Origin of the sequence: Pantoea sp. SO10, from assembly GCF_005281435.1 — a bacterium.
In the GTDB taxonomy this organism is placed as follows: Bacteria; Pseudomonadota; Gammaproteobacteria; order Enterobacterales; family Enterobacteriaceae; genus Pantoea; species Pantoea leporis.
In genome coordinates, this window is sequence record NZ_CP040095.1 from 386,200 (window position 1) to 399,899 (window position 13,700).

Annotated in this window: 6 protein-coding genes; 5 read left to right on the forward strand and 1 reads right to left on the reverse strand. The window is 56.2% G+C overall.

Going from position 1 to position 13,700, the window contains the following annotated elements; translation table 11 throughout:
- Positions 1-133: 133 nt before the first annotated feature.
- Positions 134-2,089: an acetate--CoA ligase gene (gene acs / locus FCN45_RS01745; protein WP_137384978.1), complete on the reverse strand. Its 1,956-nt coding sequence runs from the start codon at positions 2,087-2,089 to the stop codon at positions 134-136.
- 581 nt (positions 2,090-2,670) lie between these two features.
- Here acs and gltP point away from each other — a divergent pair.
- From gltP to FCN45_RS01770, 5 genes are all read left to right on the forward strand, one after another.
- Complete coding sequence (gene gltP / locus FCN45_RS01750) at positions 2,671-3,972, forward strand: glutamate/aspartate:proton symporter GltP (RefSeq protein ID WP_007888562.1); 1,302 nt, start codon at positions 2,671-2,673, stop codon at positions 3,970-3,972.
- Positions 3,973-4,257: 285 nt separating this feature from the next.
- Complete coding sequence (locus tag FCN45_RS01755; RefSeq protein WP_246862545.1) at positions 4,258-4,569, forward strand: type II toxin-antitoxin system HicB family antitoxin; 312 nt, start codon at positions 4,258-4,260, stop codon at positions 4,567-4,569.
- A gap of 140 nt (positions 4,570-4,709) precedes the next feature.
- Complete coding sequence (murQ, locus tag FCN45_RS01760) at positions 4,710-5,621, forward strand: N-acetylmuramic acid 6-phosphate etherase (RefSeq protein ID WP_137384979.1); 912 nt, start codon at positions 4,710-4,712, stop codon at positions 5,619-5,621.
- Positions 5,621-7,051 (forward strand): PTS N-acetylmuramic acid transporter subunit IIBC, encoded by a 1,431-nt coding sequence (gene murP, locus FCN45_RS01765; protein ID WP_137384980.1) that lies wholly within the window; start codon positions 5,621-5,623, stop codon positions 7,049-7,051. Before murQ ends, murP begins: the two co-directional genes overlap by 1 nt.
- Positions 7,052-7,541: 490 nt before the next feature.
- Positions 7,542-13,613, forward strand: a complete 6,072-nt coding sequence (locus FCN45_RS01770) for an autotransporter outer membrane beta-barrel domain-containing protein (RefSeq protein ID WP_137384981.1) — start codon at positions 7,542-7,544, stop codon at positions 13,611-13,613.
- The last annotated feature ends 87 nt before the right edge of the window (positions 13,614-13,700 follow it).

A 13,700-nucleotide genomic window follows, 5' to 3' on the forward strand; every position in this document is an offset into this window, starting at 1 on the left:
GAGGCAAGGCAGACAGATATCTCACGGTAAAGTGATTTAACTGGCTGAATATTCTAGTTTTATAAGTTGTGCGAACTCAGAAATACGTGGCATATAAGGGCGGCCAAATGGTCGCCCCTACAACAGAAGCCGGTTATGGCATGGTGATGGACTGTTTCTCCTCCAGCAATTTCTCTACCACGCCCGGATCGGCCAGCGTAGAGGTATCGCCGAGATTGCTGGTATCGCCCGTAGCGATTTTGCGCAGAATGCGACGCATAATCTTGCCGGAGCGGGTTTTTGGCAGCGAGTCGGTCCAGTGCAGCACATCCGGCGTGGCAATTGGGCCAATCTCTTTACGCACCCAGTTACGCACTTCGGTATACAGCTCTGGCGACGGCTCTTCGCCGTGGTTAAGCGTGATATACGCATAGATTGCCTGGCCTTTGATGCTGTGCGGAATGCCCACCACCGCCGCTTCGGCAATCTTCGGATGCGACACCAGCGCCGATTCAATCTCGGCGGTGCCGAGACGGTGGCCGGAGACGTTGAGCACGTCATCGACGCGGCCGGTGATCCAGTAATAACCCTCTTCATCACGGCGCGCGCCGTCACCGCTGAAGTAGCGATTTTTGAAAGTGGAGAAGTAGGTCTGTTCGAAACGATCGTGATCGCCATACAGCGTACGCGCCTGGCCCGGCCAGGAATCGACAATCACCAGGTTTCCTTCGGTGGCACCCTCGAGCGGATTGCCTTCGTTATCCACCAGCGCTGGCTGCACACCGAAGAACGGTTTAGTAGCGGAACCGGCTTTCAGTTCGGTCGCGCCCGGCAGCGGCGTGATCATGAAGCCGCCGGTTTCGGTTTGCCACCAGGTATCGACGATCGGGCAACGGCTGTCGCCAATCTTCTTGTAATACCACTCCCAGGCTTCCGGGTTGATCGGTTCACCCACCGAACCCATGATGCGCAGGCTGCTGCGATCGGTGCCTTCAATCGCTTTATCGCCTTCGGCCATCAGCGCGCGAATCGCGGTTGGCGCGGTATACAGCAGCGTCACCTTATGTTTATCCACCACTTCCGCCATGCGGCTTGGTTTTGGCCAGTTCGGCACGCCTTCAAACATCAGCGTGGTCGCGCCGCACGCCAGCGGACCGTAAATCAGATAGCTGTGGCCGGTGATCCAGCCGACATCGGCGGTACACCAGTAAACATCATCAGGATGATAATCAAACACATACTTAAAGGTGCTGGCGGCATACACCAGATAACCGCCGGTGGTGTGCAGCACGCCTTTCGGCTTGCCGGTGGAACCGGAGGTATAAAGGATAAACAGCGGATGTTCGGCATCGACGGCGACCGGTTCATGCTGATCGCTGGCCTTCGCCACCAGATCGTGCCACCACAGATCGCGGCCTTCGCGCCAGCCGGTGTCTTTACCGGTGCGCTTAAACACCACCACATTTTTCACCGTGGTGACGTTTGGATTGTTCAGGGCATCATCAACGTTTTTCTTCAGCGGGATACTGCGTCCGGCGCGTACGCCTTCATCGGCGGTAATGATCAGTTTGGCGTTGGAATCGACCACGCGTCCGGCGACCGCTTCCGGTGAGAAGCCACCGAAGATCACTGAATGCACCGCGCCAATGCGCGCACAGGCCAGCATCGCAACGGCGGCTTCAGGCACCATCGGCATGTAAATCGCCACCACGTCGCCTTTCTTCACGCCCAGGCTGTCGAGCACATTGGCAAAGCGGCAGACGTCTGCATGCAGTTCGCGGAAGGTAATGGTTTTGCTTTCGCTGGCGTCGTCACCTTCCCAGATAATGGCGGGATGGTCGCCACGCGTGGCGAGATGGCGATCGAGGCAGTTCGCGGCGAGGTTCAGTGCGCCATCTTCATACCAGCGAATCGAAATATTGCCGGGGGCAAAGGAGGTATTTTTCACTTTGCTATAAGGCTTAATCCAGTCGAGGGTTTTGCCTTGCTCACCCCAAAAGGTGTCGGGATCGTCAACCGATTGTTGATACAGCGCCGCATACTGATCGGCATTAATGAGAGCATTCGCTGCAATGGCAGCGGGTACGGGATGCTTGTGTATTTGGCTCATGGCTGACCTCCTTGAAGATGTTAATCATATGTCAATCAATGGTTAATTGAAGACCACGACAGGGCTTTGTTTCTGTTTTGTAGTCTGGATCACGACCTTTTATCACTGCCAAATCCCCGGCGAACGGCGGGCAAAAACGCCGCGCCAGCAGCGCGATCTTCTGCCTTAAGCCTACGAGATCGCTGCCTCTGTTGTGCAAATAATCAGCAAACGCGCCGGGCCGCTTTTTGCGCAATATTGCATAGCTATGCTGAAACTTATCGAATTAACACTTTTCATAACAGCGAGTTATGGCCGTTAACCTTCGTCAGCATTTTATGCTACTAACCTGAATAAGATTTGCGCTATCGCGCCGGGGGTTGCATTTACCGTAGTGAAAATGGTACTTATCTCGGCCCTGTTCAGCAGGTATCAACTCAGACTGCATCACCCCGCAGGCGCAAAATGCCTGCACAGCTGTAACCGACGTAGTCATAAATAACCCTCTATTTTATCGGGCTTTTGCTCACTTCCCTGTGTGACATTTCTCCTGCACCTTCGCAGCAGAGCAAAGGGGTTTTTAACTGAGGAAATAACGCGTTATGAAAGGTTTTAAGTTCACCCTTGCATGGCAGATTTTAGTCGCGCTGATTCTGGGCGTGATTGTGGGAACCGTGCTGCATAATCAGCCCGACGATCGTGAATGGTTAATCACTAACATTCTGACGCCAGCGGGTGACATCTTTATTCATCTGATCAAGATGATTGTGGTACCGATTGTTATCTCCTCACTGATTGTCGGCATTGCTGGCGTGGGTGATGCGAAAAAGCTCGGACGTATTGGTGTTAAAACCATTATCTATTTTGAAGTGATCACCACCCTTGCCATTGTGGTCGGCATCACGCTGGCCAACGTATTCCAACCCGGCAGCGGCATAGATATGTCAACGCTGGCAACGGTGGACATCTCTAAATACGAAGCCACCACCGAAGCGGTTCAGGGTGCACCGCACGGTCTGGTCACCACCATTTTGTCCCTGATCCCACAGAACATCTTCGCCTCGCTGGTGAAGGGCGACATGCTGCCGATTATCTTCTTCTCGGTGCTGTTTGGTATGGGCCTGTCGGCGCTGCCATCGGAACATCGCGATCCGCTGGTCACGGTATTCCGTTCGATTTCCGAAACCATGTTTAAAGTGACGCACATGATCATGCGTTATGCGCCAGTCGGCGTGTTTGCGCTGATTGCGGTCACCATTGCGAACTTCGGTTTTGCGTCGCTCTATCCGCTCGCCAAGCTGGTGCTGCTGGTGTACGTGGCAATTCTGTTCTTTGCTTTCGTGGTGCTCGGCACGGTGGCGCGCTTCTGTAAGCTGCGCATTACCACGCTGATGCGCATTCTGAAAGATGAGCTGATTCTTGCCTATTCTACCTCCAGCTCAGAAACCGTGCTGCCGCGCATTATGCAGAAGATGGAAGCCTACGGTGCGCCGAAAGCCATCACCAGTTTCGTGGTGCCGACCGGTTACTCGTTCAACCTCGACGGTTCAACGCTGTATCAGAGCATCGCGGCGATCTTTATCGCCCAGCTGTATGGCATCGATCTGTCGCTGACCGACGAGATCATTCTGGTGCTGACACTGATGGTGACCTCGAAAGGCATCGCTGGCGTGCCGGGCGTCTCCTTCGTGGTGCTGCTGGCAACGCTGGGCAGCGTGGGCATTCCGCTGGAAGGCCTGGCATTTATCGCTGGTGTCGATCGCATCATGGACATGGCGCGTACCGCGCTGAACGTGATCGGTAACGCGCTGGCGGTGCTGGTGATTGCGCGCTGGGAAGACCAGTTCGACACCAAACAAGCCGCCGCCTACGAGCAACAGCTGCGCACGCAAAGCGCCAGCTAACCACCTGCGCCGTAGTGGTCGACATTCATGGCGACCACTACGCACAGAAACCCGCTTCGGCGGGTTTTTTTATGCCTGCTACAGACAAGTCTTATAACCCTTTGCCTCAAACCATTGCTTAAATCTATACCCACTATAACTACCCATATTTTCTTCAAGTCTTTTTAAAATCATTTTCAAGTGAGGGCTCAACATGAGATTCCCCGTTTATCTTCATAAGACAGAAAGCAACACCTATTCTGGCTTTGTACCGGACGTTCTGGATGTTTTTTTGCTGGCGAGACAGTGGATGATGCATTAACCGATGCTTCTGCTGCGATTGATTCGCATGTTGAGTCGTCGACTGATGCGGGTTACGAGGTGCCGGTGGCAACGAACATTGAAACGCATATTGAGGATGAAAATTGTCAGGGTGGTTATTGGGCCTTTGTCGATATCGATCTCAGTCGCTATGAAGGCAAAGCAGTAAAGCTCAACATCACCTTGCCGCAGAATCTGTTAACTAAAATTGATAGCTATGTCGATCACCATCGTGAATATGGTTCCAGAAGTGGTTTTTTGGCCGCGTTAGCGCGCAAAGAATTGGCAAACGCCTGAACTACGAAAACGACCCGCTTCGGCGGGTTTTTTTATGTCCGCTGCGGCAAAAAGCAAAAAAATCCCGCGCAGCAGAGGAATTAACAATTCTGTGTGATATATAGTTTTACGAATAAATTATTCTCACACAGGAGTGTCTCATGCAGATCGATCTGAGCCAGATGATCACCGAAGGTCGTAATCCCGCCAGCCACAACATTGATGAGCTGACCACCGAAGCGATGCTGCGGGTGATCAATGATGAAGACAAAAAAGTGGCGCTGGCGGTGGAGGCCATCGTGCCGCAGATTGCGCAGGTGGTGGATGCCATCACCCGCGCCTTCAGCAAAGGCGGTCGCCTGATCTATTGCGGCGCAGGCACGTCGGGTCGTCTGGGGATTCTGGATGCCAGCGAATGTCCGCCGACCTTCGGCACGCCGCGCAGCCAGGTGGTTGGGCTAATTGCTGGCGGCCACACCGCAATTCTGCAGGCGGTGGAAAACGCCGAAGACAACGTGGAGCAGGGCGCGCAGGATCTGCGTGATATCAATCTCAACGCTAACGATGTGCTGGTCGGGATTGCCGCCAGCGGCCGCACGCCCTATGTATTGGGCGCGCTGGCGTATGCGCGTCAGCAAGGCGCATTTACCGCAGCGTTAACCTGTAATCCTAACAGCCCAATGTCGCAGGCCGCGGATGTGGCGTTGACGCCGGTGGTGGGCCCGGAAGTGATCACCGGTTCTTCGCGCATGAAAGCCGGCACGGCGCAGAAGCTGGTGTTGAATATGCTCACCACCGGCGCGATGATTCGCAGCGGCAAGGTGTACGGCAATCTGATGGTCGATGTGGAAGCCACCAACCAGAAGCTGGTGCAGCGCCAGGTGAACATCGTTAAACAAGCCACCGACTGTGACGATGCTACCGCGCAGCAGGCGTTGGCGGCGTGTAGTGGGCACTGTAAAACCGCGATTGTCATGGTGCTGGCGGGATTAACGGCCGATGAAGCAAAATCGCTGCTGAGTCAGAATCAGGGCTTCATTCGCAACGCTTTGCGTGACGCAGGAGCGCAATAATGGCGGCCATTACCGAAGATCTGGTACGCGACATTTTGCTGGCGGTGGGCGGTGCCAGTAATGTGGTGCAGTGCGGCAACTGCATGACGCGCCTGCGTCTGACACTAAACGATGCCGCGCGAGTGGATAGCGCCACACTCAAAACGCTGCCGGGCGTGCTGGGCGTGATCGACAGCGATGCGCAGCTGCAGATCGTGCTCGGTCCCGGTAAAGCGCAAACTGCAGCAGAGAAAATGCAGGCACTGCTTAATCAACAGGCGCCGGGCGATCTGCAGGCCATCGCCAGCGCGCAAAAGCAGCAGATGAAGGCAAAGCAGACCAGCGCATTGCACCGTTTTCTCTCCTGCTTCGCCACCATCTTTACGCCGCTGATCCCCGGTTTTATCGGTGCCGGCTTGCTGCTGGGTTTCGCCACGCTGATTGAGCAGATCTTCCACCTTAATCAGCCTGGCGATCATGCACGCTGGCTGGTGGATACCGTGGCGTACATGAAGGTGTTCGGCAAAGGGTTGTTCACCTTCCTGAGTATTTTGATTGGCTATAACGCGCAGAAAGCCTTTGGCGGTACCGGCGTCAACGGGGCCATTATCGCCTCGCTGTTTGTGCTCGGTTATGTCCCTGACGCGACGGTCGGTTATTACAGCGGGATGCAGGATTTCTTCGGCATGGTGATCGATCCGCGCGGCAATATTATTGGCGTGCTGCTGGCGGCAATATTTGGTGCCTGGGTTGAGAAACAACTGAGAAAAATCATTCCCGATAATCTCGATATGATCCTGACATCGTTGCTGACGTTATTAATTACCGGCGCGGTGACTTTCCTGGTGATTATGCCAATCGGCGGCGAATTATTTAAAGGCATGTCATGGTTGTTCATTCATCTAAATAACAATCCGTTTGGTTGCGCTATTCTGGCCGGACTGTTTTTGATCGCGGTGATGTTTGGCATTCATCAAGGCTTTATTCCGGTCTATTTCGCGCTAATGGAAACCCAGGGCTTTAACTCGCTCTTCCCAATTCTGGCGATGGCCGGCGCCGGGCAGGTCGGCGCGTCACTGGCGTTATGGTGCAAAGCGGATAAAGACTCACTGCTGCGTAAACAGATCAAAGGCGCCATTGTGCCGGGCTTGCTCGGTGTCGGCGAACCACTGATTTATGGCGTCACGCTGCCGCGTCTGAAACCCTTTATCACCGCCTGTTTTGGCGGTGCGCTGGGCGGCTTCTTTATCGGGCTGGTGGCATGGCTGGGATTGCCAGTGGGAATGAACACCGTGTTTGGCCCTTCAGGATTAGTCACATTGCCGCTAATGACCTCATCGCAGGGCATTTTTGCCGGCATGGCGGTGTATCTCGCCGGGCTGATCGTGGCGTGGATTGGCGGGTTCGCCTTTACCTGGTGGGGCGGCACCCGCAATGTGGATTTAAGTTAAGTGAAGTACGGATATCGACCAGGTCGGCATAAAGCGTGACCTGGTCTAACCGTGATCACGATCACGCTTTTAAACTCTCTCAAGTCGCTTAACCCGTCACAGCCACATTCACTGCTTAAGTACCGTTTGTAAGTAAAGCGTTAGCAAAAAATAAAGGTTTTATTAAGGAGATAGAAAGCCAGACCTAATATTTAAAATGGCCTCAAATTATTTAGAATATCCAACCTGCATCGCAATTAATTCCCCGAGATGACAATAGGTTACTCATAATTGTCTTTTGCACTCACCAGCGAAAAAGTCTATACCTAAAGCCAATTAATCTATAACAACAATTCCATCCCTTTTTTCACTGCACCGTATTTCTTCACACAGTTGTTCTCAAATTAGATTGCTACACGGGATTGGTCATTATCTGCCGCTTTATCCCCACGCGAAGAATTTAACGCTGTTGCAATAACAGCGCGGACGCTGCACGCCCACTGGAGGAAGTATGAGGTTTACATTAAATCCTATCGCATTAGGGATGTTGGCGGCGCAATTGCTGATCTATCCAGCAATGCAAAGTCAGGCTGTTACGTTGGGGACTTACACACCAGAAAATAATGACAACCAAACCGGTAAAATTACCGTCAGCAGCGGCAATGAAAGTCTGACCGGCAATCAGGCATTCACGGCAGGAACGGATGGCGCGGTCACCACCACGCTCGGGCAAGTGGCGATCACCTCGGGATCGCAGTATCTCAATCAGGATCGCCTGGATCCCGGCCCGCAAAACTTTGCGATCACCACGCCCGATCCCGCGACCGGCACCAACAGCACATTCCAGGTATATAACTCCGCCAGTCTTGTCGCCTTAGCGCCCGTCACCAGCGCCACTAGCGTGCCGGATGTGCAGAACGTCAATGATGCGCAGTACATCGATGCGCGCGTTGCGGATGTTACCGGCGGTACGCTGGATGTGAATATCGGCCAGGCGAATGCGCTCAGCAGCGCCAGCACCAACAGCTGGACCATGGCCGCTAAACAGACACAGCTATTTGATGTGAGCGGCACCGGCACGGTGAACTGGAACAGCAATAACCGCATCAGCTTTTTCGGTGCCACCGCTACGCCGGACGGCGCGGGATCGGCCACCAGCAGCTATCAGGTGCAAAACCTCGCCACCTATAACGGCGCATTCAGCGTGCAGACGCTGGATGGCAAAAGCACCAGCTTTACCGTCACCAACGCCAGCCAGCTGCAAAGCTACAACAACTGGCTGATCGGTCAGCTGCAGGCGGGCAATCTTGATAAAACCCGTTATCTGCCTGAGTTCAATAAAGCTGTCACCTTCACCAATGCCAACATCGTCTACAACGTTAGCGCCACGCCGCCAGACGAGGTGACGCAGGCGATCGGCAATCGCATTGTGATCAATGCCAATGGCGCGGACGCGAGGGTCAATCTGGCGGCGGGTAAAACGCTGGAAGTGGTGGGCGCGACGGGCGGTGCGATCAAAGCCTCCAACGGCGCGCAAGCGGTGATTGATGGCAAACTGGCGAGTCGCGGCAGCATCACCAATAACGGCACGGCGCTGGTGTTAACCGATAACAGCAGTGGAACCAATAATGGGGTAATTAACGGCGGCTTCCTCAATCGTCAGGATGGTACCGGCATTGGCTCGACCGGCTACGGTGCCAACGGCGTAGCCGTGCAAACCGGTAGCACCTTTAACAACAACGGCATCCTCAACCTCGCCACCACCGGCAGCAATTCACAGTATGGCGTGGCGGGCATCAATCTTGGCGTGTCCTCCACCGCCAATAACAGCGGCAATATCAACGTCGGCGTCAACGGTTCGAGCGCGCGCGGCACCGCGTCTGGCGTGTTACTGACCGACGCCACTTCCAGCTTCACCAATAACGCCAGCGGCAATATCTACATTGGTCGCGGACCGCAAAACAGCCTTGGTGAGGCGACGGCGGATACCGCGATGAACCAAAGCGGGTTGACCAGCGGTATCGCTCTGGTCGCCAACGGCAACGCGGTTAACAACGGCAACATTACCCTCGGCACGAGAACGCAGAACGCGGCGGGGATGTCAGCGACCGGTGCGAATAACGCCACCATGATCAACACCGGCGCCATCAATGTGAACGGTGCGGCTGCCACCATTCCGCGTGAAAACGTCGGCATGCTGGTGACCAACAGTGCCGGCAACATCAATAACGCGGGTACCATTAACCTGAATGGCGTGAACGGCACCGGCCTGAAAGTGCTGGCGACCAATGGCAACACCGCCAGCGCCACCTCAACCGGCACCATCAACGTGGCAGGCGGCGCCGATCCGGCCAGCGGCACGCGCAACTATGGCGTGTGGGTGGAAGGGCAAGGTGCAACCGGCACGGCGCAGGCCACCGTTGATGGCCCGATCAATCTCAGCGGCAATGGCGCGATCGGCGTGCATGCGCGCGGCAATTCTACGGTGACCGTGGACCCGGCTGCCGTGCCGACCTTTTCTAACGGTACCAATCAGATCGCCTTCTTTGCCTACGGCCCCAATGCGCGGATTAACGTGCTGGGCAACAATCCGTTTGATGTCACCACGCAGAACTCCACGCTGTTTCGTGTTGAGCAGGGCGCAGACTTCAACGGTAACGCCTTGTCGCTCACCGCGTCGGGTGCCGGTTCTACCGCCGTGCTCGGCAGCGGCGCAGGCACCGAAGTGAGCAGCGATGCGGCGGTGATCAACGTCAGCGGCAGCGGTGCCAATGGCATTACGGTGGAAGGGGGCGCAACGGGTGTTATTGATGCCGCAACCACCATGAATCTCACCGGTAGCAACGCAATTGGCGCGATCGTTGACGGACAAAAACACGATATCTTTGGCAGAAACAGCGGCTCGCCGGTGACCAGCACCCGCCTGAACTCTGCGGCGTCATTGAATGCGTCACAGAGTGGCTTGACCGGTTATCTGGCCCGCAATCGCGCGCAGTTGACCAACAGTGGCGATATCACCTTCAGCGGCGCCAACGCCACCGGCATTCGCGTCGAGAGCGGTGCGACCGGCACCAACAGCGGCAATATCAACATCAACGATGGCGGCACCGGCATCGCGGTGAACAGCGGCAGCAGCACCTTTGCCACCACCGCCAATAACACCGGCACCATCAATGTTAATGGCGGCAGCACCACTAACCGCAGCCGAGGCGTCAGCGCCAGCGGCAATCGCGCGGTAGCCAACCTGAACGCTGGCACGCTGAATCTCAACGGCACCGGCGCGATTGGGGCGGAAGCGCTCAACGGCGCGCTGGTGAATATCGCCGCCGGTTCAGCGCCGGTATTCAATAACAGTGACCAAATTGCCTATCACGCGGCGGGCAGCGGATCGCGCATTAGCTCCGCCACCAATGCGTTAAATATCAACAGCAGCGGCTCAACCGGCTATCGCATTGATGACGGCGCGGCGCTGAGTTTCACCACGCCGACCACCCTCACCGCCAGCGCCAGCAGCAGCACCGGCGCGATTATCTCCGGCAGCGGCAGCAGCCTGAATAGCAGCAACGCCAACTTCACCGCCAGCGGCCAAGGCAGTACGGCGATCCGTGCTGAGGGCGGTGCGAACGCCACGCTCGATAGCGGCAGCAGCATCAATCTCAGCGGCAGCAACGCGGTCGGCGTGCTGATTAATAATCTGCGTACCGATTTGAGCAACGCGCTGGATGGCACGTCAGCGGCCACCCGCGTTACCAGCAACGGCAATGTGAGCGGCGCGGGCAATGGCGCGATGGGTTTTGATGTCACTAACGGCGCAGAGCTGGTCAACAACGGCAATGTGAACCTCACCGGCAGCAATAATATTGGGATCCGTTCGCGCGCCGGCAGCACGCTGACCAACAACGGCGTGGTCAACGTAGCCAACGGCACCGGGCTGGATGTCTCCGGCAGCGGCAGCACGCTGGCGAAAGGCGGCACCATCAATGTCGATAACGGTGTCGCGGGCGTGCGCATCAGCGACGGTGCGCAGCTGGCGCTTACCGGCAGCGACACGGTGATCACCACGCGCGGCAATGCGCACGGCATTTTGCTGGACAGCGGTGCGACCGCTCTCAGCGCCAGCGACGCCACGGTGAACGTGCTGGGCAGCGGCAACGGCATCGAAAACCGCGCCGAACTGAGCAACGTTGGTCTGAGCAATCTCACCATTAACGTCGGCGACGGCAACGGGATTCGCACCGCCGTGCCATTTGATCCGGCTTCGACGGTGACCACCAACGTCTCCGGCAGTGGCAGCGGCTTGAATATCGCCAATGCCGATGGTTCCACCACCCGCGGCGATCTGGCGTTGGGGTCGGGCTATCAATTTAATGTTACCGGCGCCGGCGGCACCGGTATTCGCGCCAATACCACCGGCAATGTCACCACCGCCGCCAACGTCAATATCGATAATGCGGCGGGCGGATCGGCGCTGGTCTCCAGCACGGCGGGCACCATCGTCAATACCGGCAACTTCACCTCCAACAGCCTGACGGCGCCGGTGGTGGATCTGCGCGGCGGTAAAACCATCTTCGAGAACCTCGGCAACATCATCACCGCTAATCCACAAACCGTGGCGGTCGCGGGCAGCAACGCCGATGACGAAATTCTGCTGACCGAAGGCGCGGTGCAGGGCGATATCAATCCGGGCGGCGGATCGGATCGGTTCCGCTGGACGGGCGGAACACTCAACGGCAGCCTGACCATGGGCAACGACAACAACAACACCGCTGAAGTGAGCCATGTCGATCTCGGCACCACCTATCATCTCACCAGCGGTAATGGCACCGGCAACACCTTGACCTTCAATCAGATTGGCGCGCGCGGCGGCAGCTTCAGCGCCGACGATCTCAGCAAAGGCGTTAATCTTGGCAGCGGCTGGAGCACCATCAACTTCGCCAATACCCAATGGACACTAACCGATAACCTGCAGCTGGCGCACAGCACCATCAATGTCGATGCGGATTCCACGCTGTATGCCGGCGATAACGTGCATCCGACGCTATCCGGCGGCACCGCCGATTCGCTGGTGGTGAACAACGCCGGTACGCTGGATCTCACCAACGGCGCGGGTTCACCGGGCAACACGCTGGATATTGCTGGCTCGCTGGCGTCGAGCGGCGGCCAGCTCAATCTGGTCACTAACCTCAACCAGGGGGGTGCGCTAAATAATCAGTTTACCGACCACATTAACGTCACCGGCAATGCCAGCGGTACCACGCTGGTGAATGTGAAACTGGCTGATGCCAGCACCGGCGCACTCACCGATCTCAATCAAAATGGAGGGGTAGAGGGCAACGAAGGGATCTCGCTGGCGCAGGTGGGCGGTAATGCCAGCGCCAACAGCTTCGCGTTGAAGGATGGCTATCTCGGTGCCGGGCCGTGGCAATATCGGCTCTACACCTTTGCACCGGGCAGCAGCGATCCTAACCAGCGTTTTGTCAGCGGCAGCGGCAATAACTATTGGGATTACCGTCTGGCGAACTACTACGTGTGTGAGGATAGCGCTAACTGTCAGCCGACCTTCGTCACCGATGCCTTTGGCACGCCGCAAAGCTACGATTCGCGTCCGGCGGTGGTGCCGCAGGTGCCATCTTATGTGTCGGCACCGGTTGGCCTGGCCTATTACACCTCGGCGATTATCGACGATCTGCATAAACGCCTCGGCGAACTGCGCCACGAGCAGACACGTCCGCAAGGCAACGGCGGCGAGATGTTCCTGCGCTATATCGGCTCGAACCTGAAGTACAAGAGCGATAAGAGTTTCCGCGACTTCGGTTACGACTTTGACCTCGATTACAGTGCGGTGCAGGTAGGCGGCAATCTGCTGAGACTCGATGGCGAGCAGGATAGCCTGCGCGGCGGTTTAGCCTATACGCGCGGTAATACGCGCATTCGTCCGCATGCGGCCGACGGTTACAGCAGCACCACTTTCGACAGCGACAGCCTGGCGTTTTACGGCACCTGGCAGCGTCAGAGCGGATTCTATCTGGACGGTGTGTTGTCATTTGACTGGCATCGCGGCGAAACCGATATCGCCCGCACGCAAGAAGTAGCGAAGCTGAAAGGCCACGGCTGGACGGCATCGCTGGAGAGCGGCTATCCGTTTGCGTTGGGTGATGGCTACAAGCTTGAGCCGCAGGCGCAGCTAATGTACATGAAGCTGAATATGAATGATTTCACCGATAAAGACGGCAATAACGTGCGTTATGGCGACTATAACCAAACTATTGGTCGTCTCGGCGCGCGCCTCGATCGTACCTGGACCGACGACAGTAATCGTCAATACACCCCTTATCTGCGCGCGAACTACTACAAAGGTTGGGGCGGCAGCGCAGATACCTCGGTGTCATCGGTGGATAATCCGGCATTTGGCGCAACCTTCAGTAGCGGCAAGTTTGGACAGATGTGGGAAGTGGGCGCAGGCGGCACCGCAACCTTGCAGAAGGATGTTTCGTTGTATGCGGAAGCGGATTATCGCAAAGAGATCGCTGGCAATGGTGCTAAAGGGTGGCGCTATAACGTTGGGGTAAGATGGCAGTTCTGATTACCCTTTGCCCTTCGCGCTGCAGGTGCGTTTTAAATTAAAGATTGATTTGGTTTACTGTAAAACCCGGTTAATCGATGAGCTAAG